The organism is Amycolatopsis sp. TNS106 (genome assembly GCF_019330265.1).
Taxonomy (GTDB): Bacteria; Actinomycetota; Actinomycetes; order Mycobacteriales; family Pseudonocardiaceae; genus Amycolatopsis; species Amycolatopsis lurida.
The window spans coordinates 7,261,761-7,286,220 of record NZ_CP024972.1; the positions used below are offsets into that span (position 1 = coordinate 7,261,761).

General features: G+C 69.1%; 28 protein-coding genes. 10 read left to right on the forward strand and 18 right to left on the reverse strand.

The genetic code is table 11. The annotated features are described in order from the left end of the window. Nucleotides 1-54: 54 nt before the first annotated feature. From CVV72_RS33495 to CVV72_RS33505, 3 genes are all read right to left on the reverse strand, one after another. Entirely contained in the window at nt 55-723 is a 669-nt protein-coding gene (locus CVV72_RS33495) for a heme oxygenase (biliverdin-producing) (protein WP_219147943.1), read from the reverse strand. Between the two features lie 68 nt (nt 724-791). Beyond that, nucleotides 792-1,391: a TetR/AcrR family transcriptional regulator gene (locus tag CVV72_RS33500; RefSeq protein WP_219147945.1), complete on the reverse strand. Its 600-nt coding sequence runs from the start codon at nt 1,389-1,391 to the stop codon at nt 792-794. A gap of 24 nt (nt 1,392-1,415) precedes the next feature. Beyond that, nucleotides 1,416-2,915 (reverse strand): glutamate-cysteine ligase family protein, encoded by a 1,500-nt coding sequence (locus tag CVV72_RS33505; protein WP_219147947.1) that lies wholly within the window; start codon nt 2,913-2,915, stop codon nt 1,416-1,418. Between the two features lie 216 nt (nt 2,916-3,131). Between CVV72_RS33505 and CVV72_RS33510 the strand changes: the two genes are divergently transcribed. Further along, complete coding sequence (locus CVV72_RS33510; protein WP_219147948.1) at nt 3,132-3,947, forward strand: RNA methyltransferase; 816 nt, start codon at nt 3,132-3,134, stop codon at nt 3,945-3,947. A 27-nt stretch (nt 3,948-3,974) separates the two neighbouring features. Further along, on the forward strand, nt 3,975-4,577 hold the full coding sequence (locus tag CVV72_RS33515; protein WP_219147949.1) for a DUF2537 domain-containing protein: 603 nt from the start codon (nt 3,975-3,977) through the stop codon (nt 4,575-4,577). Here the strand turns inward: CVV72_RS33515 and CVV72_RS33520 are convergent. Genes CVV72_RS33520 through CVV72_RS33545 form a run of 6 tightly spaced genes read right to left on the reverse strand, consistent with a single transcriptional unit; the run spans nt 4,574 to nt 8,897 of the window. Next, nucleotides 4,574-4,909: a YbaB/EbfC family DNA-binding protein gene (locus CVV72_RS33520; protein WP_219147950.1), complete on the reverse strand. Its 336-nt coding sequence runs from the start codon at nt 4,907-4,909 to the stop codon at nt 4,574-4,576. The two genes, CVV72_RS33515 and CVV72_RS33520, sit on opposite strands and share 4 nt — an antisense overlap. A 2-nt stretch (nt 4,910-4,911) precedes the next feature. Beyond that, the gene (locus tag CVV72_RS33525) at nt 4,912-5,538 is read right to left on the reverse strand and encodes a hypothetical protein (RefSeq protein ID WP_219147951.1); all 627 of its coding nucleotides are present in this window, start codon (nt 5,536-5,538) and stop codon (nt 4,912-4,914) included. Nucleotides 5,539-5,541: 3 nt separating this feature from the next. Continuing rightward, nucleotides 5,542-6,753, reverse strand: a complete 1,212-nt coding sequence (locus CVV72_RS33530; protein WP_219147952.1) for a putative T7SS-secreted protein — start codon at nt 6,751-6,753, stop codon at nt 5,542-5,544. Then, the gene (locus tag CVV72_RS33535) at nt 6,750-7,193 is read right to left on the reverse strand and encodes a hypothetical protein (protein ID WP_219147953.1); all 444 of its coding nucleotides are present in this window, start codon (nt 7,191-7,193) and stop codon (nt 6,750-6,752) included. The genes CVV72_RS33530 and CVV72_RS33535 overlap by 4 nt, the downstream gene beginning before the upstream one ends. A 33-nt stretch (nt 7,194-7,226) precedes the next feature. Next, nucleotides 7,227-8,120 carry a hypothetical protein gene (locus CVV72_RS33540; RefSeq protein WP_219147954.1) on the reverse strand — a complete coding sequence of 298 codons (894 nt, stop codon included), beginning with the start codon at nt 8,118-8,120 and terminating at the stop codon, nt 7,227-7,229. Between the two features lie 36 nt (nt 8,121-8,156). Next, nucleotides 8,157-8,897: a hypothetical protein gene (locus CVV72_RS33545; RefSeq protein WP_255632347.1), complete on the reverse strand. Its 741-nt coding sequence runs from the start codon at nt 8,895-8,897 to the stop codon at nt 8,157-8,159. Between the two features lie 118 nt (nt 8,898-9,015). On the opposite strand from CVV72_RS33545, the gene CVV72_RS33550 reads away from it, so the two are divergent. Continuing rightward, a complete protein-coding gene (locus CVV72_RS33550) occupies nt 9,016-9,381 on the forward strand; it encodes an MmcQ/YjbR family DNA-binding protein (protein WP_219147955.1) in 366 nt (121 codons plus the stop codon). A gap of 36 nt (nt 9,382-9,417) precedes the next feature. On the opposite strand, the gene sepH is transcribed toward CVV72_RS33550, so the two are convergent. The 3 genes from sepH to CVV72_RS33565 all read right to left on the reverse strand — a co-directional run bounded on the left by sepH (nt 9,418) and on the right by CVV72_RS33565 (nt 12,267). After that, nucleotides 9,418-10,263 carry a septation protein SepH gene (sepH, locus tag CVV72_RS33555; protein ID WP_034308455.1) on the reverse strand — a complete coding sequence of 282 codons (846 nt, stop codon included), beginning with the start codon at nt 10,261-10,263 and terminating at the stop codon, nt 9,418-9,420. Nucleotides 10,264-10,453: 190 nt separating this feature from the next. Continuing rightward, nucleotides 10,454-11,611, reverse strand: a complete 1,158-nt coding sequence (locus tag CVV72_RS33560) for an ATP-binding protein (protein WP_219147957.1) — start codon at nt 11,609-11,611, stop codon at nt 10,454-10,456. Then, nucleotides 11,608-12,267: a response regulator transcription factor gene (locus CVV72_RS33565; protein WP_219147958.1), complete on the reverse strand. Its 660-nt coding sequence runs from the start codon at nt 12,265-12,267 to the stop codon at nt 11,608-11,610. The genes CVV72_RS33560 and CVV72_RS33565 overlap by 4 nt, the downstream gene beginning before the upstream one ends. Before the next feature lie 427 nt (nt 12,268-12,694). Between CVV72_RS33565 and CVV72_RS33570 the strand changes: the two genes are divergently transcribed. The 5 genes from CVV72_RS33570 (at nt 12,695) to CVV72_RS33590 (ending at nt 17,527) form a co-directional block, all read left to right on the forward strand. Next, entirely contained in the window at nt 12,695-13,249 is a 555-nt protein-coding gene (locus tag CVV72_RS33570; RefSeq protein ID WP_219147959.1) for a hypothetical protein, read from the forward strand. After that, a complete protein-coding gene (locus tag CVV72_RS33575) occupies nt 13,246-14,346 on the forward strand; it encodes a peptidoglycan-binding protein (RefSeq protein ID WP_219147960.1) in 1,101 nt (366 codons plus the stop codon). Before CVV72_RS33570 ends, CVV72_RS33575 begins: the two co-directional genes overlap by 4 nt. Further along, entirely contained in the window at nt 14,343-15,029 is a 687-nt protein-coding gene (locus tag CVV72_RS33580) for an ABC transporter ATP-binding protein (RefSeq protein WP_219147961.1), read from the forward strand. Before CVV72_RS33575 ends, CVV72_RS33580 begins: the two co-directional genes overlap by 4 nt. Continuing rightward, nucleotides 15,026-16,246 carry an ABC transporter permease gene (locus CVV72_RS33585; protein WP_219147962.1) on the forward strand — a complete coding sequence of 407 codons (1,221 nt, stop codon included), beginning with the start codon at nt 15,026-15,028 and terminating at the stop codon, nt 16,244-16,246. Before CVV72_RS33580 ends, CVV72_RS33585 begins: the two co-directional genes overlap by 4 nt. 93 nt (nt 16,247-16,339) lie before the next feature. Continuing rightward, complete coding sequence (locus tag CVV72_RS33590; protein WP_219147963.1) at nt 16,340-17,527, forward strand: glycosyltransferase 87 family protein; 1,188 nt, start codon at nt 16,340-16,342, stop codon at nt 17,525-17,527. 5 nt (nt 17,528-17,532) lie between these two features. On the opposite strand, the gene serC is transcribed toward CVV72_RS33590, so the two are convergent. Continuing rightward, nucleotides 17,533-18,669, reverse strand: a complete 1,137-nt coding sequence (gene serC / locus CVV72_RS33595; protein WP_219147964.1) for a phosphoserine transaminase — start codon at nt 18,667-18,669, stop codon at nt 17,533-17,535. 115 nt (nt 18,670-18,784) lie between these two features. On the opposite strand from serC, the gene CVV72_RS33600 reads away from it, so the two are divergent. Then, nucleotides 18,785-19,102 (forward strand): hypothetical protein, encoded by a 318-nt coding sequence (locus CVV72_RS33600; protein ID WP_219147966.1) that lies wholly within the window; start codon nt 18,785-18,787, stop codon nt 19,100-19,102. After that, nucleotides 19,102-19,611 carry a hypothetical protein gene (locus CVV72_RS33605; RefSeq protein ID WP_219147968.1) on the forward strand — a complete coding sequence of 170 codons (510 nt, stop codon included), beginning with the start codon at nt 19,102-19,104 and terminating at the stop codon, nt 19,609-19,611. The genes CVV72_RS33600 and CVV72_RS33605 overlap by 1 nt, the downstream gene beginning before the upstream one ends. On the opposite strand, the gene CVV72_RS33610 is transcribed toward CVV72_RS33605, so the two are convergent. Genes CVV72_RS33610 through CVV72_RS33630 form a run of 5 tightly spaced genes read right to left on the reverse strand, consistent with a single transcriptional unit; the run spans nt 19,608 to nt 24,385 of the window. Then, nucleotides 19,608-20,954: a serine hydrolase gene (locus CVV72_RS33610; protein ID WP_219147970.1), complete on the reverse strand. Its 1,347-nt coding sequence runs from the start codon at nt 20,952-20,954 to the stop codon at nt 19,608-19,610. The genes CVV72_RS33605 and CVV72_RS33610 overlap by 4 nt on opposite strands. Before the next feature lie 14 nt (nt 20,955-20,968). Next, the gene (locus tag CVV72_RS33615; protein WP_219147972.1) at nt 20,969-21,589 is read right to left on the reverse strand and encodes a response regulator transcription factor; all 621 of its coding nucleotides are present in this window, start codon (nt 21,587-21,589) and stop codon (nt 20,969-20,971) included. Then, nucleotides 21,586-22,740, reverse strand: coding sequence for a sensor histidine kinase (locus tag CVV72_RS33620; RefSeq protein ID WP_219147974.1), 1,155 nt, complete (start codon nt 22,738-22,740; stop codon nt 21,586-21,588). Before CVV72_RS33620 ends, CVV72_RS33615 begins: the two co-directional genes overlap by 4 nt. Continuing rightward, on the reverse strand, nt 22,737-23,549 hold the full coding sequence (locus CVV72_RS33625) for an ABC transporter permease (RefSeq protein WP_219147976.1): 813 nt from the start codon (nt 23,547-23,549) through the stop codon (nt 22,737-22,739). Before CVV72_RS33625 ends, CVV72_RS33620 begins: the two co-directional genes overlap by 4 nt. Continuing rightward, nucleotides 23,546-24,385 (reverse strand): ABC transporter ATP-binding protein, encoded by an 840-nt coding sequence (locus tag CVV72_RS33630; protein WP_255632348.1) that lies wholly within the window; start codon nt 24,383-24,385, stop codon nt 23,546-23,548. Before CVV72_RS33630 ends, CVV72_RS33625 begins: the two co-directional genes overlap by 4 nt. Nucleotides 24,386-24,460 lie beyond the last annotated feature (75 nt).

The following is a 24,460-nucleotide window of genomic DNA, read 5'->3' on the forward strand; positions in this document are numbered from 1 at the left end:
GGCGGGCCGCCGATCGCGAGGTGGGGCCTGCCCTACCCCGCGACCGGCACGAGGTCAGGCGGCCCGGTACTCGTCCAGCTCACTCGCCAGCTCGTCGAACACCGCGATGTTGCATTCGAAGGCCACGATGGCCTCCTCGATGAGCCGCGCGCGCTCGTCCTCGGTCCACGGCGCCGAGTTCAGCTGCTCGCGGTAGTTGTCCCGGAACTTGGGCGCGCTGCCCAGCTGATCGAAGTGGTAGAACAGCGAACCCGCGTCCGTCAGCTCGTACTTGCGCTCCAGCAGCCGCCGGATGACCTGGCCGCCGGCGATGTCGCCGAGGTAGCGCGTGTAGTGATGGGCGACGAATCCGCCGGACCAGTCCGACGCCTCGGCCACGCGCCGCGCGTAGCGCTCGGTCGAGGGCAGCGGCCGGACGGTCTCGCGCCAGTCCGGGCCGACGAGGTGTTCGAGGTCGCGTTCGAGGCTCGGCAGCCGCCGCAACTCCTCGAAGACGAACTTGCCCGCCACCGGGTCCTTCGCCAGTTGGTCGGCGGCCTGCTCGATGGCCTGGTAGATGAAGTAGTACTGGATCGCCAGCCGGGTGTACCCGTCGCGCGTGAGCTCGCCGCCGAGCAGCGCGTTCATGTACTCGGAGTGGTTGGCCCGCTCGTGGGCGGGCAGGGTGGAGGCGCGCAGGGTCGCGGAGAACGGCCCGGATTCGACGTCGGTGGTCACCGGCATGGACAGAGCCTCCAAGCATCGATCTGACATGCTGTCAGAAAGAGCGTAAGGCACAACTGCGGGTTAGGCTACCCTAATTTTTCTGGTTTCCCGGTCATCCCGACCGCTCTGAGCACGAAGCGGACGGCTCCTTCGATCGCGTCGTCCAGCCGTTCGGGTGGCACGTCGACCACCTGACGGCTGCCCAGCGCGGCGGTGATCATCGGGATCAGCACGTCGGGGTCCTCGTCCGGCACCCCTTCGGCGAGGATCTCGCGCAACTGGCCGGTGATGGGATCGGCGTGCGCGCTGATCCGCCGGTACGCGGCGGGCGCCAGCGCCGACGCGAGCGCCGTCCCCGGCGGCAGGTGGTACTCGGCCAGCACCCGCAGCTGAAGCCGGACGAAGGTCGAAAGCTTCTCGACCGGGGTGTCCGCGGTCGCGACGGCCGCCGTCAGCCGTTCGACGTACCGGGTCGCCTCGTCCTCGACGAAGGCCACCAGCAGGCTTTCCTTGTCGGGGAAGTGGTTGTACATCGCCGTGCGGCCGAGGCCCGCTTCGGCGGCGACACCCGCGAGCGTGATCGCGTCGAATCCGCGCTCGTACAGCTGCCCGCGCAGGACGTCGAACACCCTGCTGCGGACCTCGCGCCGGTGCTCCTCCAGCGACCGGCCGATGATCTTGGGCACGAGCCACCTCCCTGGAGGGAAACTCTAAGCCTCCAGCGACCAGGTGTGCACCGGCGTCTCGGTGGCCGACAGCTCCAGGTACCGGCCCAGCATCCGGTTCAGCGCCGTCTCGCGCTCGGCGCCGCGCTCCTCCGCGCGCAAGACGTACTCCCGCTGCCACGCCGCGCCGGTCCGCCGAGTGAGACACCGTTGCTCGATGATGCCCAGATAGCGCTCTCTCGCCTCGTCCGAGACGTCCGATCGGCGTAGCCCTTCGTGCGCCAGCGGCAGCAGCACCCGCAGTACCAGCTCGTCCGGCGGGATCCAGCCGATACCCGGCCAGTACAGCTGCGCGTCGAAACCCCGGCGCGCCCCCGCGTACATGTTCTCCTCGGCGGCCTGGAACGACATCTGTGTCCACACAGGACGGTCGGCCTCGGCGAGCGCCCGCTGCGCGCCGTAGAAGAAGGCCGCGTTCGCGACCATGTCGACGACGGTCGGGCCCGCGGGCAGCACGCGGTTCTCCACCCGCAGATGCGGCAGGCCGTCGACGACGTCGTAGACCGGCCGGTTCCAGCGCCAGACGGTGCCGTTGTGCATCCTCAGTTCGGTGAGTTTCGGGGCCTGCCCGGAGTCGAGCGCCTCGATCGGATCCTCGCGGTCGGTCTCGGGAAGCAGGCCGGGGAAGTACCGGACGTTCTCCTCGAACAGGTCGAAGATCGACGTGATCCACCGCTCACCGAACCACACCCTCGGCCGCACGCCCTGGTTCTTCAGTTCTTCGGGCCGGGTGTCCGTGGCCTGCAGGAACAGCGGGATCCGGGTTTCGTGCCACAGCGCCTTGCCGAGCAGGAACGGCGAATTCGCGCCGACGGCGACCTGGACGCCCGCCAGCGCCTGCGCCGCGTTCCAATGCGCCGCGAACTCCTCCGGCGCGACCTGCAGATGCAGCTGAACGGAGGTGCAGGCGGCCTCGGGCAGGATGGATTCGGAGTAGCTGCGCAGCCGCTCGGGCTGACGGCCGGGGAGCGGCGAGCCCTCCATCGAGAGCACGGTGCGCTCGCCGCGCGCGGCGAAGATCCGGTCGTTGAGCAGCGAATACCGGGCGTTGTTGGTCAGCCACTTCTGGTCGAAGTGCTCGTGCCGCAGCGTCGGGAGGATGCCGATCATCGCCAGGGAGGCGCCGGATTCCTCGGCCTTGCGGGAGGCGGCGCCCAGATAGGCGTGGAGATCGTCCTCCAGTTGCAGCGCGGACTCGCCGGCCAGCGGCCGCGGCGGCACGTTGAGCTCCAGGTTGTGCTGGCCGAGCTCGGTGGTGAACGACGGGTCGTTCAGCGCTTCGAGCACCGTGGTGTTCGTCATCGACGGGCGCAGCTCCGCGTCGACGAGGTTGAGTTCGACCTCGAGGCCGATGTTCTTGCGAGGGAAGGAAAAGCTTCCGTCGGTGAGCATACGGGCCAAGGTGTCGAGGCAGCGCTGGACCTTTCGGCGATAGCGGCCGCGATCCTGCGGCTCGGAGGGGTCCGCCGAAAGATTCTTACCCATGTTCGTCGAGCTCCTCATTGGCCACGCTCCGCGGGATCCAGGCGGGACTGCCAGGCGGCCCAACGGTTTCACGCATCGCTGTCGCCCGGCTAGCGGCCAAACTGGTGCTCTCTGTCACCAGGGGTTAACCGAAAGCAAAATACCGCCATTCGTACTACTTACCCGCAGGCGATCGGACGCAAACGGCGCGCAGCGGGCGGATGACACACTCTCCTGGTGGCAGAACTGATCACCATCGACGACCGCGACGACCCGCGGCTCGACGATTTCCGCGACTTGTCCACAGCCGATCGGCGTCCCGATAGGCCGGGTGGGCGTGGCTTTGTGATCGCCGAAGGCACCGTCGTGGTCGAGCGCCTGCTCAAGTCCCGCTATCCGGTCCGTTCCCTGCTCGGCGTGGAACGGCGATTCCGCGAACTGGGCGGCGATCTGGACGGTGTCGACGTCCCCGGCTATGTGACTTCGGCCGAGACGATGGCCGATGTGGTCGGATTCCACCTGAACCGGGGCATCCTGGCCGTCGCGGACCGGCCGGTCCCGCCGCCGACGGTCGAGGAGGTCATCGACGGTGCCCGCGTGCTCGCGGTGCTCGAAGGTGTCGGCGACCACGAGAATCTCGGCTCGCTGTTCCGCAACGCGGCCGCGCTCGGCGTCGACGGGGTCCTGCTCGGCGCCGGCTGTTCGGACCCGCTGTACCGGCGCAGCGTCCGCGTCTCGATGGGGCACGTGCTGCGCGTGCCGTTCGCGACCTTCGGTTCCTGGCCCGGCGACCTGGAATCGCTGCGGGAACGCGGTTTCCGTATCGCCGCCCTCACTCCTCGTGCGGATTCCGTTTCGCTGCGCCAGTTGCGGGACCAGACGCCGGAGAAGGTCGCGCTGATGCTGGGCGCGGAAGGCCCCGGCCTGACCGAGGAGGCCATCGCCGCCGCCGACGTCGCGGTGCGGATCCCGATGCCGGAGGGCGTCGATTCGCTGAATGTCGCCACGGCGGGCGCGATCGCGTTCTACGAGACCCGTCCACCGCTATCGTGAGCACCCGAGCGATCACGAGGAGAACCGATGGAATTGCGGATCCGTGAGGGACGCGCGGTGCTGGCCGGTCCGGGCGGCGAACGCGCGCGCGAAGTGGACCCGCATTCACTCGCGATCGGTTCGGATCTCGCTCAGGCGCTGCACGAATGGGCCAGGGTCGCGTCCGCCGTCGGCGGCACCGGTACCGAAGCGGCTTCCGTGGTCTCCCAGCGAGGCCGCCAGCTCGCCCAGCGGGTCGCCGCCACGATGGGCACGTCGGTGCGGTTCGTCGATCCCGTCTCCGGTGACGGCGTCATCATCGACCCACCCGCCCCCGCACCCCGCAACGAACTCGCCCGGCGGCTCTTCGGCACGCCGGACCCCGCCGGGGAACCGACACCGTGGCTGACCGGGCTGACCGTCTCCGCGTTCGCCGCGGCCCTGGTCGTCGTGGCGATGCTGGCACTGGCGAACACCCTCGCGCGCGAGACCAACGGCTGGCTCGCGCTGCTCGCGTCCGCCGTCGTGACCGCCGGGATCACGCCGTCGCTGTGGCTCGCGCGTCGGGTGCCGATCGTGCGATGGGCTTCCTTCGGCGCGGCGGCGGGCATCGTGATCGCGTGGATCGGCGTGCTGATCGTCGTCTTCTAAAGATCGAAAACCGTGTCGATCGGCTCGTCGTGGTCATCCTCGACGGGATCCGGCCGCGGCGCGGGCTCCCCGGTCAGCGCCCGCCGGATGGTCGCCGTGATGACCTCGCCGAGTGCGCTCGCGGTCGACGCCAGCGCCTTGTCGGTGAGCCGGACCTCGCCGATCACCCCGCCGGGCTCGACGGTCACCGTCACCACCCCGTCGGGGGAAGTCACCTCGGTCACCTCACCCACCGCGGCCAGCGCCTTGGCGTTCTCGGCCTTGCGCGCCTCGATCTCGCGCAGCTGCCAGCGCATTTCCTCGATCAGCTGGGGATTGCTGAGATCCGCCATGGTCATTCCTCCGTGGTGCCCGGGCGAAGGCTTCGCGCCACGCGGGACGCGGCCTCGGCGACCGCGGGCCACGCCTCCATCGAATCCGCGGTCACCGCAAGGATCACGACGCCGTCGCCGGTGGGCAGTGGAACCTGGAACTCCGCCTTGATCCGGGGCTGGACCAGTTGGTCCGCCCGTCCGGTGAGCTCGGGCGGAAGCCGGAATTCGCCGACCTCGATCGCCGCCAGCGCGGGACCGAGCGGTAGCCGGACCGCACGAACGTCCGCCTGCGGGTGATTTCGCCGATAGACGTTCAGCAACGCACTCGTCATCACTTCGCCGTCCGGTTCGGCCGGCCCGGTGCGGACGGACGGCAAGCGGACGGTCCCGAGGGCCAGTGTGGCCACGTGCTCAGGGCCTTCGCCGACGGCGAACCTGCCGAACAGGCAGACGCCGTTCTTCTTGAAGTAAGGGGTCAACGACCTCAGGTGAGCACTGAACTCTTCGGCATCCGTCCCGGTGGCCTCGGCCACCTTCTGGCCGAGGGCCTTCGCGATCCCCGCGTTCGTTCCGTCGTCGGCCGTCACCGGCATGCCGATGAAGCCGGGCGGCAGATCCAGGAGCAGGCCGGTCTCGGTCGAGGTCATGGATCAGCTCCAAGCCTTGTCTTCCGCGCGTTCACGTCGTCGCTCCGGGGTGTTGTCCGCGGCGACCCCCGCCTCGGCGGCGTTGCCCACCGCGACGGCTCCCCACAGGATGGGCAGCCCGTTGAAGATCGACGCCGATGCCATGGCGGCTTGCCCGGCGTCCTTGGGCCACCAGTAGTTCTTGAAGTCGTCGATCGGGCCTTCGAAGCTCAACCCGGCCACTTCGGTACCCGCGTCGGTCTGGAACTGCGCGCCCACCAAACCCAGGCCCAGGGGCTTGATCCATGGACTGTTCGGGAAAAGGGCGCCCAGGCCGGAGGTGGCCACCCCGGCCAGGTCGAACGCGATCGTCTCCGGCGAGACGTCGGCCCCGGCGAAGGCGGCCGTGGCGTGACCCGCGGTCGCGACGACCCCGAGGCTGGTCCCCACGGCGGAGACGACGTCACCAGCAGGTGGCGGAATGAACTCCCCGGCCAGGCCCAGGAGGTTGCCCGCGTCGCCCACGACGTCCGAGACCTTCGACAGGACCTCGGCGTTGTCTTGAACGGCGTCCCAGACCGCGTCCACCACGTCGGCGGTCAGATTGACCAGATCCTTGACGACGCCGGTGACCGCGTCGACGACGTCGTCCAGGAGATCAGGCTCGTCGGGGGCGAGTTCTTTCGCCTTCCGGAGCAAGTCCGCGACGCGAGCGGCGACCGAGGTGTGCTGGGCGAACAGCTCCTTTGCGGCTTCCTGAACCTCCGTGCAGCCGTCGATGGCCGCTTGGAGTTGACGTCCGGCGTTGTCGAGAAGCGCCTGCGCGATCTGCAGGGACTGCTGGTCGGTGAACGTCTGGCTCGCCAGCGCGAAGTCCGGGTTGGCACGAGCCTGCTCGGCGGCCTGGGCGGCAGCCTGGGCCCGGCGCTCCAAGTCCGCTGCTCGACGCTGCATTTCCCCGAGGTCGCGAGCCCAGCCTTCGAGTGCGTACGCGGCTTGCGCCATGGACCGCGCGGCGCCGTCCAAGTACTCGGGGAGTGGGCCGAGCCGGCGAGCGAACGCTTCGCTCGCTTCACCGGTCCAGATTCCCTGCTTGGTGACGATCTGGCGCAGCATGGTGTCGGCCTCTTCGAGGTCGCGGCTGACCGTGCGGTACTTCTCGGCCAGCTCGCCGACGCCCCCGACGTCACCGGGAGCCGGGTCGAAGCCGAGCGCGGGGTACGGGTTCCCGGTCACCTGCCGCCTCCGAGGATGTCGGTGATGCCGCCGGTGTAGCCACCGCCGACCGGGCCGCCGTCGTCACCGAGCGGAAATCGAGACGAGGGATCGGGGCCACCGGTGCCACTGGGTTTCGGCGGGCCGTCGGCAGGATCGGGAATCAGGTCACCGAGCTTGCCGAGGCCCTCGCCGAACTCTTCTTCCATCTTCCGGTACTTCTGCTGAGCGGTCTTCAGCCTTTCGGTGACGCCTTCCGCGGCTTCACCGAGCCTTCCGATGCCGAATTCCCAGGCTTCCTCGAACTCCATGCCGGATTTCGCGAGATCCGGGTTGCCGAGCGCACCCCATACGCCTCCGCCGGCGAGTTTCCTGTTCGCGTCCGCCATCCGGCCGGCGCCGGTTTCGAGATCACCGATGAGCTTGCCCAGCTCGGCGATCTTCACTGCGTACCCGGCCATGCCGTCCTCCCCTGTGAATCGGTGTCGAAGGGCTCAGGGCCGTTCGACCGTTCCGGAATCCGACGATCGTTCGTTCATCCGCGTTCCCCGGACGAAGACGATTTCGTTCTGCCATTCGTATTTGCCCCGGCGCCAGGCGGTGTAGAAGTAGCCGAAACCGGCGGCCAGCTGCGCCGCGAGCTCGGGATCGAGTCCGCTGACGATCGTGTTGACGTGGACTGCCGGGTCTCCGGCGGTGAACCGGTTCGCGAGCCACCCCACGCGAGTGGAACGCGGCACCAGGTAAATCCAGAGCGCGGCGACCACGATTGCGGGGAGCAACAGCGCAACGCCGAGGTAGAACAGCCATTCGTGCGGGGTCAGCTTGCCCACGAGCATGAGGACGCCGCACAGCAGAGCCGCGATCACGCCGGTGAACAGGGGAAACTGTGGGGAGCCCGGGTAGAACCCGCTTCGGTGCCGGGGCGGTGCGGCCGGGTCGCGCTGCAGCAGGAGAAGCCTGTCGGCACTGGTCACGAGTTCCCGGGTGATGACCATGCCGTTCTGATGGGCGAGTTCGGCGACGTACCGGCGAGCCAGCCTCACGTGCCGAAGGCTGAGCCAAACCTCGTTTTCGCCGCGGATCCGCCGGAGCAGGGCGCGTTGCCCGGCGGGGTCCGGTTTCGGCTGCCAATGGTCATAGAGGCGCCCCGGAAAGCTGTCCGGCGCGTACTGGAAACCCAGGAGGCTCGGATCGGAAGGCGGGATTTCGATATACCGCCGATCGGCGGCCATTTGCCGGATCACCTGCGGATCCATTGCCCATATCGAGGGCGAGACATGGACGACGGGACGGCCGTCGAAGTGCAGATACCGCAGTGAGCCCAGTCGGCACGCCCACTCGACGCCCAGCGAGACCGGCTGGATGCCCTGTTGCGACAGATACACCGATGATCACCCTCCCCGGCGCCGAGGGTAACCGAGTCACACGCGTTTGTAGAAACTGAGACTCGGCCCGCCCGCCTGTGTCGCGGACTGCCCGTAAAGCTCATAACCGTGGTACGCGGCGATCTGCACGACCAGGTCGGCCGGGATCTGATAGGAGCGCATCGCGAATTGCACGTGCGGGCTGCCGTCGAATTCCCGGGCCAGCCAGCCGACGCGGGTGGTACGCGGGAACAGGGTGGTGGTGAACGCGGCCGGGATGGCGCCGGCGAAAGCCGCCATGAACAGGAGGCTGACGATGGGGGCCTCGTGGCCCGACGGCATTCCGACGATCGCCGCCGCCGCGCCGAGAAGGACGAAGACGGTGACGGGTGCGATGTAGTTCAGCCAGGCGTAGCGGAACCGGAGTCCCGTGGGTGCGGGCAGGGGAAGCCGCGGTGGTGACGGATCCCGGCTGAGCAGGAGGACCCGGTCGCTCGGATCGGTGAAGTCGGCCGCGACACGCAGGCCTTCGGTCTCGGCGACCTCCGCGACACGCCGGGCGGAGAGGTTCGCGTGCTTGAGGCTGATCCAGATCCGGTCGGAGCCGCTGAGGTGGTTCAGCAGCCACCGTTCGCGGTCTTTGTCCGGTCTGTCCGGCCCGTCGAAGGCAGGGACCGGCTGGACGTGCTGCGGCGCGAACTGGAAGCTCAGGCAGCCTTGGAACATCGGCGCGATCTCCAGGTAACCGCGGCTGTGGGCGATACCTCGGAGAGCGTCGGGATCGATCCGCCATTCCATCGGTGAGACATGTGTGTACGGCGTACCGGTGAAAACCTGTAAACGCAATCGGACAGCGCGTGCGTACCAATCCTGCATGAATCCCCCTGGCCCGAGGATGCCGACGATACTGAGATCCATGACCGGTGACCCGCTCGATTCACTCAGACGGCTGTGTCTCGCGTTGCCGGAGACCTCCGAGCGGCTCAGTCACGGCGAGCCGACGTGGTTCGTCCGCGGCAAGAAGACGTTCGTCATGTACGCCGACCGTCATCACGACGACAAGGTCGCGTTTTGGTGCCCGGCGCCGCCGGGGGCGCAGGAGGAGCTGGTGGGCGCCGAGCCGGAGCGGTTCTTCCGTCCGCCGTATGTCGGGCATCGAGGGTGGCTCGGAGTGCGGCTGGACGTGGACGTCGACTGGGCCGAGATCGGGCGGATCGTCACCGACGCGTATTGCCTCGTTGCGCCGAAATCCCTGATCGCGCAGGTCCCCGGACGCACGTAATGGCCCCTCCACCGGAAGGGGCCATTACGTGCGGATTCAACCTCGTTGTGATCGGACGCCCAGAAGGACGTCTTCCCAGGATGGGACGATGGGGTGGTTCTTCTTCCCCTTCGCCCGTGGAGCGGGTTCGGCCACTTCCTCCGGCTCGTCAGCCGGAAGTGGTGGCTCGGTCTCTTCTTCGGGCTCCGCGATCGGCGCGTCGATCACCTTCGCGACCGGCTCTTCGGGGGCCGAATCAAGGGTGGGCTGGACGGCGGCTTCCTTGCCGGGGTCCAGCGCCCGAACCGTGCGCGGGGCGCGGTAGGCGTTGGGGTTGAGCAGGACTTCGGCGTTCTCGTCGAGGGCTTGCACGGTGCCGCCGTGCGCGCCGGGCGCGAACGCCCAGTGCGCGCGGTTGTCCGAGCGTCCCGCCTTCCAGCTCAGCACGACGACCCACTTGCCGTCGTCGCCTCGCCAGGAGTCCCAGGTCGCCTGGCTGTAGTCGTGGCCGCGCTGCCCGAAGGAGTGCGCCACGACCTCGCCGAGCGTCTGGACGTCGGGGCCGTCCTCGCGGACCGGATGCGCCCGCTGGGCCAGTTCGGCGGTGCGGGATCGTTCGAGGAGGACGGGGTACGCGAACCGCTCGACGCGCTGCACGGTGACGCCGGCGCTGCTCGCGACCTGCTCCACGGACTCACCGGCCCGGATTCGTGCCTGGATCTCGCGTGGCCGCATTTGGCTCTCCAACTCGATCTCGATCTGGCCGAGGCGGGTGATGTCACCCCTCGCCGCCGCTCGCAGCCTCTCGTCCGCGGGGAGCAGGAAGCGCGTGCGGCTCGCCGGGTCTTCGCACACGATGGACTTACCGTCCTCGTGCAGCCCGACCACCCGTAGCGCTCGCATTCTCGCCTCCCCGATTCTTCACCATTGTGGGTGTCCACGTTAAAACGGCGCGTCGCCTTGACGTGTGAGGCGCGCCGATGTCATGTGTCCTGCTCACTATTTTGTTCATGACGGCAAGGGGAATTCTGCGGGAGCGACGGGCGGCTCGCCGCGTGACGCGCCGGACACGCACAGTCACGATCGGGGGAATCTACGGCAGGCGCACCCGGACGGCCAGTCCGCCGCCGCGTCCGCCGGGCTCGGCGCCCGCGGTCCCGCCGTGCGCCTTCGCGATGGACCGGACGATCGACAGCCCGAGCCCCGCGTTGCGGGAGTCGCCGGTGCGGTCGCCCGACAACCGCCGGAACGGTTCGAACAGCGCGGGCACGGCGTCCAGCGGCACCTGCGGGCCGGTGTTGCGCACGACCAGCGCCGGATCGACGCCGATGTCGACGTGGACCCAGCCGCCCTCGCGGTTGTAGGTGATGGCGTTGTGCACCAGGTTCGTGACCAGCCGCTCCAGCAGGACGGGATCGCCGGACACCGTCCGCGGCCGCAGCCTCGACTCCACCGTGACGCCCGCTTCCTCGGCCATGGCCGACGCCGACCGGATCACCGTCGCCGCGACCTCGTCCAGCCGGACGGGCCCGCGCGCGGCCAGGCCCCGGTCACTGCGGGCGAGCACGAGCAGGCCCTCGATCATCCGTTCGCTGCGTTCGTTGGTGTAGATCAGGTGTTCGCCGAGTTTCCGGACCTCGGGGCTCGCGTCGGGATCGGCCATGGCCACCTCGACCAGCGTGCGCTGCACCGCGAGCGGGGTCCGCAGCTCGTGGGAGGCGTTGGCGACGAAGCGTTTCTGGCTGTCGAACGACACGGCGAGCCGGTCGAGCATGCCGTCGAAGGTGTCGGCGAGTTCCTTGAGTTCGTCGTCGGGGCCGTCGAGATCGATACGCCGGTCGAGGTTTTCGACCTCGAGTTTCCGTGCGGTGGAGGTGATCGCGTGCAGCGGCCGCAGTACCCGGCTCGCCATCAGCCAGCCGAGCAGTACCGCGAGGCCGCCGGCGATCGCCAGCGCCACCAGTGATTGCCACAGCAGGGTCGAGAGGACATCCGAACGGTATTCGGTGATCGAGGTCGCGACCAGCTGGGTGGCCTGAGCGCGCTCCACGGGAAGGAAGGCCGTGGTGTCCATGGGGTACGCGCGCTGGACCGCGATGCCGGCGGCGTCGCTCGCGAACGACGCCGTATCCGGCAGCGTCGAACTCACCAGCAGGTAGTTGACGATGAGCAGGGCGAGCCCCACGAGCAGGAACGCGCCGCCGTAGAGCGCCGTCAGCTTGGTGCGGACGGAGAGCCGGAGCGGTTTCACGATCCGAACCGGTAGCCGGCGCCGGGCACGGTCTCGATCAGCGGCGGTTCACCGAGTTTGCGCCGCAACGTCATCATCGCCACCCGGACGGCGTTCGTGAACGGATCGGCGTGTTCGTCCCAGGCCTTCTCCAGCAGGTCTTCCGCGCTGACCACGGTCCCTTCGGCGCGCATGAGCACTTCCAGTACGGCGAACTCCTTGGGGGACAGGGGAAGGAACCGGCCGTCGCGCGACGCCTGGTGCCGGGGCAGGTCGAGGACCACGCCGCCGCGCTCCAGTACCGGCGGCAGCGCCGGCCGCGCGCGCCGCGACAGCGCCTGCACCCGCGCGACGAGTTCGGCGAACGCGAACGGTTTCGTCAGGTAGTCGTCGGCGCCGAGACCCAGCCCGGCGACCCGGTCGTTGACGTCGGCCGCGGCCGTCAGCATGAGGACCCGCGCCTCGCCGCCGGTCCCGATCACCGCGGCGCAGACCTCGTCGCCGTGCACGAGGGGGAGATCCCGGTCGAGGACGACGACGTCGTAGCCGTGCACGCCGACCCGATCCAGGGCCTGCGCGCCGTCGTAGCAGACGTCGACGGCCATGGAGAACCGTCGCAGGCCCTCGGCGATCGTGTCCGCCAGCAGCCGCTCGTCTTCCACCACCAGCACTCTCACCTGCCCAGTCTGCCCCGGAGGGAGGTAAGCGCGGGATAAGCGCGGGCGGCGGAAGTCCCGTTTCACGCCAAGGGGTGCCGATCTGTGGTGTCGCGAAAGCCACTTTGGGGACGTCAGATGTCCCGAAAGTGGCTTTCGCGACATCGCCGGCTCCGGTGAGCGTGGATCAGCCGATGGGTGGCGTCGAAGACGGAACTCGCGTGTTCGGAGCCGTAACTCGCGTGCTTGAAGTCGTAACTCACGTGATCGGAGCCGTAACTGCGTGATCCGGCTCCAAGCACGCGAGTTACGACTTCGAACACGTCTCCTCGCTGTAGGGCTGTTCCGCTGACTGGGACGGTAAGCGCGGCATAAGCGACTTCGCTTACCGCGCCGGAATCGCCCGCTCCGTAGAAATCGGTGCGCCAAGACGACCGAAGGAGCAGCGATGCGGAAACGACCGATGGCGGTACTGATCGCCGGAGCGGTCCTCGCGCTGGTGGCCGGCTGTGGCGGTGGCGGGGACGGCGGCGACAAGGTCGCCTCGATCTCGTCGCCGCAGGCGCCCGGCGCCGCCGGTGACGGGAAGCAGGCCGACAACGTGTCCGACGAGGACAAGATGCGCAACTTCGCGAAGTGCATGCGCGAGCACGGGATCGACATGCCGGACCCCCAGACCAATGGCGACGGGCAGAACTCGATCACCATCGAGGCGGGCGAAGGCAGGCCGGACGAGAACAAGATGAAGGCCGCGAGCGACGCGTGCCGGAAGCTGCTGCCGAACGGTGGCGAGATCAAGCCGCCCACGCCGGAAGAGCTCGACAAGATGCGCAAGGAAGCCAAGTGCATGCGCGAGCACGGCATCGATTTCCCGGATCCCGAGCCCAGTGGCAAGGGCGCCGCCATCGCGCTGGGCGACGCGAGCGGTGATCCCAAGAAGTTCGAAGAAGCGGCGAAGGCCTGCGGTCTCGGCATGACGATGAGGGCGGCCCCGGCGAAATGAGCGAACACGAAGGACCCGGCGGCGCACGGCGTTCGCGCCGGACGCGCTGGTTCGTCATCGCGGCGGTACTCGTCGTCGTGGTCGGGACGATCTCCGTGGTCGTGCTGACCAGGGTCACGTCGGAGGCCCAGCAGGTCGGGCAGGCGCCGCCGCCGGTCGAGACCGCGAAGGTCGAGAAGACCGACCTGCAGGAGGAAGAGGAAGCGAACGGAACTCTGGGCTACGGTGCGGAAAACTCCCTCGCCGGCCGGAAACAGGGCACCATCACGTCCCTGCCGGACGCGGGTGCGGTGCTCACCCGGGGCAAGACCGTGTACGGCGTCGACGCCAAACCGGTGCCGTTGTTCTACGGCACGTTGCCGTTCTTCCGCGACCTCGCGGAGGGGGCCGCGGACGGCCCGGACGTCAAGCAGCTGGAAGAGAACTTGAAGGCGCTCGGTTTCGGCGGTTTCGGCACCCCGGACAAGAAGTTCACCTCGGCCACCGCCGCCGCGCTCAAGAAGTGGCAGAAGTCGCTGGGCCTGGAGCAGACCGGGGCGTTCGGACAGGGCGACGTCGTCCTCGCGCCCGGCGAGATCCGGGTTTCGCAGGTCACCGCGCAACTCGGCGGTCCCGGCGGCGGCGAACTCCTGAAGTACACCGGCACCGAGCGCCTCGTCGAGGTCAAGCTCGACGCCGCCAAACAGGCCATCGCGAAGGAGGGGGACAAGGTCGGGGTCGACATCACCGGCGGCAAGCGCACGACCGGTGCGATCACCGAGGTCGGCAAGGTCGCGGAAACCGGCAAGGACAGCGCCGGACAGGACGACGGCAAGCCGAAGATCAAGGTGAAGATCAAGCTGGACGATGCCGCCGCCGTCGGATCGCTCGATTCGACGCCCGTGTCCGTGCGCTTCACCAAGGAAGTCCACAATGGAGTGTTGGCGGTTCCCGTCGGAGCGCTGCTCGCGCTCGCCGAAGGTGGATACGCCGTCGAGGTCGACGAAGGCGGCAACCGGCGTCTCATCGCGGTGAAGACCGGTTTGTTCTCCGGCGGCCGCGTCGAAATCAGCGGTGCCGGCCTCGTCGCCGGGATGCGGGTGGTGACGACCTCATGACCCCGGTGCTGGACGTGCGCGGCGCCTCGCGTACCTATCCCGGTGGGGTCCGGGCACTGCACGAGGTTTCCCTGTCCATTCAGGACAGAGAAATGGTCGCCATCGTCGGCCCGTCCGGCTCCGGCAAGTCGACCCTGCTGCAGTTGATGGGCACGCTCGACCGGCCGACCAGCGGCGTCATCGAACTGCGCGGGCACGACGTGGCGAAACTGCCCGACCGCAAGCTTTCCGCGCTGCGATCGCGGTGGATCGGGTTCGTGTTCCAGCAGTTCTTCCTCAGCGAGGGGGTGAGCGCGGTCGACAACGTCGCGACGGGGCTGCTGTACGCGGGGGTGCCGCGGCGGAAACGGCATGAGCGCGCACTGGCCGCGCTCGACCGGGTCGGTCTCGCGCATCGGGCCGGCCATTTCCCGAACGAGCTCTCCGGCGGGGAACGGCAGCGGGTGGCGATCGCGCGGGCGGTCGTCAACTCGCCGTCGATCCTGCTGGCCGACGAGCCGACCGGGAACCTCGACACGGGCAACGGGGCGGCGATCCTCAATCTGCTGGCCACGTTGAGCTCGCAGGGGACGACGGTCGTGATCATCACGCACGACCGGGAGATCGCGGCGGGCATCCCGCGGCGCATCGAGCTGCGGGACGGCCGGATCAGGCTCGACACCGGGACGGGGGTGCTGGTGTGAGCGCGCCCGTCGCCGACAAGACGCCGACGCCGAATCCGGCCAGGCTCGGCCCGCATGACGTGCTGAATCTCGGCGCGCACGGGATGCGGACGCGGCCGATGCGGGCGGTGCTGTCCGCGCTCGGCATCGGGATCGGGATCGCCGCGATGGTGGCGGTGCTCGCGATACCGGCGTCGGGCGCGAAGGCGTTGCAAGACCAGCTGGCCGCGCTCGGGACCAACCTGCTCACCGCGGGGCCGGGCAAGACGATGTTCGGCGGCGACGCGACCCTGCCGGACAGCGCGGTGCCGATGGCGAAGCGGATCGCCCCGGTGACGGCGGCCTCCGCGACCGGGATCACCAGCGCGACCGTGCGGCGTACCGACAAGATCGACAAGGACGAGACGTCCGGTCTCGGTGTCTACGCGGCGACCCCGGACCTTCTCGACGTCATCGGTGGGGCCGTCCGCGACGGGCAGTTCCTCCGTGACGCCACTCGCGACTACCCGGTCGTCGTGCTGGGGTCGGTCGCGGCCGCGCGGCTCGGAATCGACCACATCGACCCGGCCAAGCCGCCGCAGGTGTTCATCGACGGGAAGTGGTTCACCGTGGGCGGCATCCTCGGGCCGACGCCGCTGGCGCCCGAGATCGAGCGCTCGGTACTGGTGGGCTGGGACGCCGCCAAGCGGCTCCTCGACTTCGAGGGGCATCCGACCACCGTGTACCTGCGGGCGAAGGACGCGCAGGTCGAGAACGTGCGTTCGGTGCTCGCGCAGACGATGAACCCGGAGGCGCCGAACGAGGTCGAGGTGCGCCGTCCGTCGGAGGCGCTGGAGGCGCAGAAGCTGACGGAGGACACCTACAGCGCGCTGTTCCTCGGGCTCGGCGGGGTGGCGCTGCTGGTCGGCGGCGTCGGGGTGGCCAACACGATGGTGATCTCGGTGCTGGAACGACGCCGGGAGATCGGCCTGCGTCGCGCGCTCGGCGCGACGAAACGGCAGGTGAGAGGCCAGTTCCTGGCCGAGTCGGTGTTGCTGTCCGGGCTCGGCGGGATCGCCGGTGTCCTGGTCGGCGTGCTGGTGACGTCGGGGTACGCGCTGAGCCAGGGCTGGCCGGCGGTGCTCCCCGTCGGCGCCCTGCTCGGCGGGGTCGGGGTCTCGGCTCTGGTCGGTGCCGTCGCCGGCGCCTATCCGGCGATGCGCGCGGCGCGGCTCCCGCCGACCCAAGCCCTGGCCTGACCACGCAATTCGGCACCTGGTTGCGAAAGTGCGCAGCGCGTACTACCGCAACCAGGTGCCGAATTGCGGGGTAGCGGTGGGTAATCTCGCCGGGTGCTGGTGGGACTGTCGGGGCGGAAACTCGCGGGGGCGTTGATCGCGCTCGAAGTCGTCGTGGTCGGCGTGCTGTTCACCCTCAAGGTGTTCGACGGCCAGGACCTCGAGGTCTACATCGGCGGCGCGCGGCTCCTCGTCGAGTCGGGTGACCCCTACGGCGCGTGGGTGCAGACGCACGGGGGCTGGCTGCCCTTCACCTACACGCCGTTCGCGGCCGCGGTGTTCCTGCCCGGCACGCTGCTGTCCGCCGCGCTGGCCACGCGACTGGTCGGGCTCGCGTCGATCATCGCGGGCGGCATCGTCGTGTACGTCTTCGTGGCGACGCTCAACGGCTCGCTCGCCGACCGAACCGCGGTAAGGGGTCGCGCCATCGCCGTCCTGGCGGCGATCGGGGCGCAGGCCGTCGGCGGCATCATGGAGCCGGTCCGCTCGACGCTCGGCTTCGGCCAGGTCAACACGCTGCTGATGCTGATCGTCGTCCTCGACGCCCTGCTGCCGGGCCGCGCCCGCACGAAGGGCCTGCTGATCGGCGTCGCCGCGGCGATCAAGCTGACCCCGGCCTTCTTCATCCTGTTCTTCCTGTTCCGCAAGGACTTCCGCTCCGCGGCCCGGGTCGTGGCCGGATTCCTCGGGGCGGGCGCGCTGATGTTCCTGGTCGCGCCGGCCGCGTCCGCGAAGTTCTGGACGAACATCCTCTTCGACACCGGCCGGATCGGCGATCGCGGCTACGTCGGCAACCAATCGCTGCGCGGGATGCTCGCGCGGTTCGGGCTCGGCTCGGCGGAAGACGTCGTGTGGGTGCTGGCCTCGATCGCCGTGGTCGCGCTGACCGCGTTCGTGATCGTGCGCGTCGCGGAGCCGGTGTTCGCGCTGACGGCGTGCGCGATCGGCGGGCTGCTGGTGTCGCCGGTGTCCTGGACGCACCACTGGATCTGGTGCGTGCCGATCCTCGCGCTGCTGATCTGGGCGCGATCGGTCGTTTCCTACGCCCTCGCGGCCGTGACGGTGGCGCTGTTCGTCATCGCGCCGATGTGGCTCGCGCCGCGGCCCGCCGGGAGCTTCGGCTGGTGGCTGGCGACGGAGTCCTTCGTGCTGTACGGCCTTCTGCTACTGCTGGTGCTGCTGTCCGTGAAGGCCTCCTTGAGGGACCCAGAGTCCCTCAAGGAGGCCTTCACGGACAGCTAGCTAGCTCAGCCCAGGCGCTCGACGACGTACTCGATGCTCTGGGTCAGCTTCGTGATGTCGTCCGGGTCGATGGCCGGGAACAGGCCGACGCGCAGCTGGTTGCGGCCCAGCTTCCGGTACGGCTCGGTGTCGACGATCCCGTTGGCGCGCAACACCTTCGCGACCGCCGAAGCGTCCACCTCGTCGGCGAAGTCGATGGTGCCGACGACCTGCGAGCGCAGCGACGGGTCGCTGACGAACGGCGTCGTGTAGCCGGTCTTCTCGGCCCACTCGTACAGCCGGGTCGACGAGTCGCGGGTGCGCGAGGTGGTCCACTCGAGACCACCGTTCGAGTTCATCCACTCGATCTGGTCGGCCAGCAGGAACAGCGTCGACACCGCCGGGGTGTTGTACGTCTGGTCCTTGCGGGAGTTGTCCAGCGCGGTGGTCAGCGACAGGAACTCGGGGATCCAGCGGTCGCTCGCGCCGATCTCGCCGATGCGCTCGACAGCGGCGGGCGAGGCCAGCGCGATCCAGAGGCCTCCGTCGGAGGCGAAGGACTTCTGGGGCGCGAAGTAGTAGACGTCGAAGTCCTCGGCCTTGACCGGCAGGCCGCCCGCGCCGGAGGTGGCGTCGATGGCGATCAACGCGTCATCGCTTGCTGTGAGGTTTTCGGGGCGGCGCACCGGCACCGCGACACCGGTCGAAGTCTCGTTGTGCGCCCAGCCGACCAGGTCGGCGCCGGCTTCGTAGGCGATCTCGGGTGCGCTGCCCGGGTCGGCCTTGACGACGATCGGGTCGGCGAGGAACGGGGCGCCCTTGGTCACCGTGGCGAACTTCGAGGAGAACTCGCCGTAGGTGAAGTGCTGCGCACGTTCCCGCACGAGCCCGAAGGCGGCGGCGTCCCAGAATGCGGTCGTCCCGCCGTTGCCGAGGACCACTTCGTAGCCTTCGGGCAGGGAGAACAATTCGGACAGACCCGCACGCACGCGGCCGACGAGGGACTTCACCGGCTTCTGACGGTGCGAGGTGCCGAGGTAGGTGGCACCGGATTTCGCCAGGTTGGCGAGCTGCTCGTCACGGACCTTGGACGGTCCGCAGCCGAAGCGGCCATCGGCAGGCTTCAGGTCCGCGGGGAGGGTCAACTCAGGTGCGTCGGTCATGTGCCCAGTCTCTCAGGTCGGGACGGGCCTGCTGAAAGTCGGTGCGGCCTGTCCGGCATGTGGGATTCGCGGACCGGCTCCCGGCAGCGCCGACCGGCGGGTAGCTTCTCGCTTCATGGCGACAGTGCACGAACGTTTCCCCGTGCCCCCCGAGGCGTTGTGGCAGGCCCTTCCCAACGGGGTCGACGCGGTCAAGGGGCAGGCCCCGTTCTACGACGCGGCGGCCGGGTATGTCACCTTCTCGACCAAGCTCGGCTTCTTCAGCTACGGGCAGACGGTCACCGTGAAGGTGGAGCGGACGACGGAGGGCTCCGGTCTGGCGATCCAGACGAGCTTGAAGTTCGGCTTCGTCGATTGGGGCGAGGGCAAGCGCATCGCCCGCAAGTTCATCGCGGCCGTCGGCGCGGCGGTCGGGCACACCCCGGCGGCCTGATGCCCGGCCCGTGGAGACCTAGATGGGGTTTCCTGCTCCTGTACTTCCTCGGGCTCGGCGGGCACTGGATCTTCCGCGACTGGGACGACACCGCCACGATCGGCGCGATCGTCGGTTTCGTGGGCGCGCTCGTGCTCGTGTTCGTCCCGGGCCTGCCGCCCTGGATGCACGGAGACCTCCCGGGGGAGCGCTCTTCGCCGAGGATCCGCCAGTGGTGGGCGGCGCTGCGGTACACGATCCGCCGCCGTGAACGTGTCCTCGACGTGGTACTCGGGCCGTGGGCGCTGGCCACCGCCACGCTGGACCCGCACGCCGAGACCGCGCGCGGGTGGGTCGTTCTCGACGGCCGTCCGGCGAAGTTCGTCATCGAGGACTGTGCGGACGAACTCGCCCAATCACTGCGCGGAACGCGCCGGATGTGGGTCGTCGGCGATGCCTACTACGGCGACGTCCTCGTATGCGCGGACGGCGGCCGTGAGTTCACGACCGCCGCCATCCGCTTTCGTTAGCGCCAGCCCTCGGGGTCGACGCCGCCCGGGATGGGCGCGGCCGGGTCGAACGGGGTCCGCGAGAAGATGAACGTCGCGAGATCGAGGTGGTTCGGCTTCCCCGCCGAGTCCCGCCCGACTCGCAGCGTTTCGCCCGCGTAGTAGGCGTCGAGCCCGACCCAGGTGTCCTCGCCCACCGGTGCGAACCGTGACGCGCGGCCGGGGCCGTCGGTCGGCGCGAGGGAGAACAGGCCGCCCGGGAGCAGGCGCAGGTGGTACGGCGTCGGCCCCCAGTGCCACAGCCCGGTCAGCTCTAGCAGCTTCGGGTCCACAGTGGACGGTTGCCATTCCGCGGGCATGGCGGGCTCGTGCTGTTCGGTCAGCTTCATCAGGTCGAGGCAGAGCTGCGTGATGCCGACGCCCGCCGTCGAGTTCGTCAGCACCAGCGCGCCGATGCCCGCGTTCGCGTCGACCAGCGAGCAGGCGAGGAACCCCGGCATCGACCCGGTGTGCCCGGCCAGCCGCCTGCCCTCCGTGCGGACCAGCATGACACCGAGGCCGAACCCGGTGGTCCAGGCGTCGCCGTCGTCCACGGTGACCATTTCGCGCATCTCCGCGACGGTCTGCTCGCTGAGCACGCCGCCGGTGTGGCCGCCGAGGAACGACGTCCAGCGGGCGAGGTCGGTGATCGTCGACCACAGCTGCCCGGCGGGTGCCATCGCGCCCGCGTCCGGCGACGGCTCCGGCATGAGGAGATCGGCGAAGGGGTGCACCGCGAATCCGCTCGCGTGCGCGCCTTCGGGATGCGGCGACGTCCGGGTCATGCCGAGCGGGCCGAGGATCTCGGCGCGGACGACGTCGAGCCACGACTGACCACGGTGGCGGGCGACCAGCTCGCCGAGCACGCCGTAGCCGACGTTGCTGTAATGGAACTTGCTGCCCGGCCGCAGCCGCGTCGCGCCGTCCTTGAGGCTCTCGACGAGCGCGTCCCAGTCGGCGCCGACCGTGCGCTCCCACCAGGAGCCGGGCGATTCCGCGGTCAGCCCGGAGGTATGCGACAGCAGCTGCGCGATGGTGGCCGAGCCGAACGCGGTGCCCGGCAGGTGCTGCTCCAGCGGGTCGTTGAGGTCGAGCTTGCCTTCGTCACGCAGCCGCATGACCGCCGTCGCGACGAGTGTCTTGGTGATCGAGCCGAGCCGGTACTGCGTGTCGGCGCCGGGTGTCTCGCCGTCGACGCGTCCGCGCCCTCCTGACCAGGCGAGTTCCCCGTCGCGGACGACGGCGGCGACGATCGACGGGGCGCGGCACGAGGATTGCTCGTGCGCGAGGCGGCGTAGCAGCGCCAATTCGGTCGAGGCAAGCATGGGACGCATTCTGCCTACCCGAGCAGGCCCAGTCGCATAGCGGTGGTCACAGCGGCCGTGCGGTCCGAAACGTCCAGTTTGCCGAACGTGCGCAGCAGGTGGGTCTTGACCGTCGCCTCGCTGATGTGGAGCGTCCGGCCGATCTCGGCGTTCGTGCTTCCCCGCGCCACCAGCCGGAGCACTTCGATCTCGCGCGCCGACAACGGCGATGCCGTCGGGTTGCGCACGCGGTTCACGAGCTTCCCGGCCACCGAAGGCGCCAACACCGTCTCGCCGCGTGACGCGGCACGGATCGCACCGGCGAGCTCCGCGCGCGAAGCGTCCTTCAGCAGGTACCCGGAGGCGCCTGCTTCGACAGCGCGCAGGATGTCCGCGTCCGTCTCGTAGGTGGTGAGCACGACGACCCGCTGGCCAGGCCGGTCGGCGAGGATCTTCCGCGTCGCGCCGACGCCGTCGAGACCGGGCATCCGCAGGTCCATGAGGATCACGTCCGGCTGCTTGACCCGGCTCAGCGCGACGGCCTCGTCGCCGGAGCCCGCTTCGCCGACGACGCTCAGGTCCGGCTCGGCCTCCAGCATGCCGCGCAGGCCTTCCCGCACCACGGGGTGATCGTCGACCAGCATGATCGTGATCACGCGGGCACCTCCAGTTCCAGCGTCGTCCCCGCGCCGGGCCGACTCGTCAGTCTCACGATGCCACCGACCTGATCGGTGCGCGCCCGAATCCCCGGCAGACCGAAGCCGCCGGCGGGCGCCACGGGGTCGAATCCGGCGCCGTCGTCGGTCACGGTGAGGCGGACTCGTCCGTCTACAACGGACAGACGTAGCGAGACCGTGGTGGCGCGGGAGTGCTTGCGGATGTTGCTCAGCGCCTCCTGCGCTCCTCGCAACAGGACGACCTCGGTGGCCATCGGGAGCGCGGGCAGCGGGCCGTCGACGTCGATCGACGCCTCGATACCGGTCTCCTCGGTCAGCCGTTCCGCCTGACGGCGCAACGCTTCTTCCAGCGAAGCGGCGGCCAGCGCCGACGGTGCCTGCGCCGCGACCATCGCCCGCGCCTCCGCCAGGTTCTCCCGCGCCGTCCGGGCCGCGAGTTCCAGGTGACGGCGGGCCGCCTTCGGATCGGTGTCCATTTCGGACTCGATCGCCTGGGTGAGCGTGACGATGCTGGTGAAGCCCTGCGCGAGCGTGTCGTGGATCTCGCGGGCCATGCGCTCGCGTTCGGCGGCCGTCCCCGCCTCCCGCGAGAGCCGGGAAACCTCCGCCTGGCTGGCTTTCAGCTGTTCGATCAGCGCCGCCCTGCTCTTGCTCTGCTGGATGATCTGGGTGGTGTAGCGGCCGGCGAGGAGGCTGAAGATGATCAGGATCGCCGTCATCGGCAGCAAGACCGGCTGTTCGTCGAGCCCGCCCCGCACGAGCAGGGAAGCCGGGCTCGACAGCACCGCAGCCGTGGTGAGGATCGACGCGGTCTTCGTCGGCATCGTCATGTACAGCACGGGGCAGACCAGGAACAGGACGAAGCTCGAGGTGCCCGACGCGAACACGGCCCCCAGTGTGAAGAGCATCATCACCCCGGCGAACAACCAAGGTGTGTGGTCGTAATCCGGGCCTTTGACGAGGCGGCGTCCCCGGACCAGGTAGGTCACGCCGAGCCCGGCCAGGCACAGGAGCGCGACCGTTTTGCCCGTCGTCGCCCCGTCTTCGAGAAGGACCAAGGCCGTCGTCGCGACGAAGGTGACCCCGAAGAGGACTTCCCAGAGCCAGTAGAACCGCTCCCAGGCGTTCACCTGCCCTCGTTCGACCAGCGGAACGTCAGCTTCGCCAGCAGCAACCCCGCGACGCACCACGCCGTCAGCACCAGTGCCACCATCGGAAGTTCCCATGTCCCCGCCATCTCCTGTGTCGCGGCTTCGGCCGGCAGGAACACCGAGCGGAAGCCCTGGCAGATCCACTTCACCGGGAAGAACGAAGCGATGTCGACCATAACCTTCGGAAGAGTGGTGATCGGCGTGACGAACACCCCGGAGATGAACTGCAGCGCGAGGTAGATCAGGTTGGTCACCGCGACCGCGCCGCTGACCGTCCTGGTGACCGAGCCGAGGGCGATCCCCAGCAGCGTGCAACCGGTGATGCCGAGGAGAAAGACCCAAAGCGCGGTCAGCAGTTTCGCCGGATCGGTGGGCAGTTCCAGATCGAACAGCAGGCTGCCCACGATCGACATCAGCACCACCTGCGCGATGCTGGTGAAGCCGACCAGGATGATCTTGCCGAGGAAGTAGGACGCTGCAGGCATCGGCGTGCCACGCAGCCGTTTCAGCGCGCCGAGCTCGCGATCGGACGCGAGGTTGATCCCGATGCTGGTGAAGGACGTCGAGACGATGCCGGAGCCGATCATGCCCGCGGCCAGCACCTGGCCGGTGGTGATCGCCATGCCGGGCATCGAGGTGTTCAGCATCGAGCCGAGCAGGATCATCAGCAGCGACGGGAAGGCGAAGGTGAAGATCACCTGCTCCCGGATGCGGAAGAACTGTTTGATCTCCGCGGCGCCCCGGGCGAGACCGAGCGAGAAGGTGCCCGGCAGGGTCAGCGTGCTCATCGGGCTTCTCCGATCAGGTCGAGGTAGATGTCTTCGAGGGTGGGGCGGTGGACGGTCAGCTCCGGCGGCTCGCGGCCGTCGGCGGAGAGCTCGCGGATCAGCTTGGCCGGGAAGTGGGTGCGCTCCTGGTGGCCGCCGCGCTCGTCGGTCCAGCGGACGGTGGCCTCCGCGGTCGCCCGGCCGCCGAGCGTCTGCGGCGTCCCTTCGGCGACGATCTCCCCGCGAGTGATGACCGCGACGCGGTCGGCCAGCGCCTCGGCCTCGTCGAGATAGTGGGTGGTGAGCAGGATCGTGGTGCCTTCGCGGGCGAGATTCCTGATCAGTTCCCAGAACTGGCGGCGGGCCGCCGGATCGAACCCGGTCGTGGGCTCGTCGAGGAACACCAGCTCGGGCCGCCCGATGATCCCGAGCGCGACGTCCACACGACGCCGTTGCCCGCCGGAAAGGCTTTTGACGCGGGCGCCGGCTTTCTCGGTCAGTCCGACCTTCTCGATCACTTCATCGGTGTCGTGGGGATTCGGGTAATAGCGGGCGAAATGCCGGACCGTCTCGGCGACGGTGAGTTCGGCGGCGTCGTTGGCCGTCTGCAACACGATCCCGAGCCGCGCCCGCCAAGCCCGGCCCGCCGTGCCGGGATCCTCGCCGAGGACGTCGACCTCGCCTTCGGTCCGTTCGCGGTGACCCTCCAGGATCTCGACCGTCGTCGTCTTGCCCGCGCCGTTGGGGCCGAGCAGCGCGAACACTTCGCCCTGCTCGATGTCGAGATCGATACCCCCGACGGCCGTGTGGCCCGGATACTCCTTGCGCAGGCCGCGCACTCTCACTGCCGTTTTCATACCTCGATCGTGCTGTGCGGGCCCGGTCGCGCGGGACGTCCGCTGGACTGAACCCGGTTGTCAACCGATCGATGG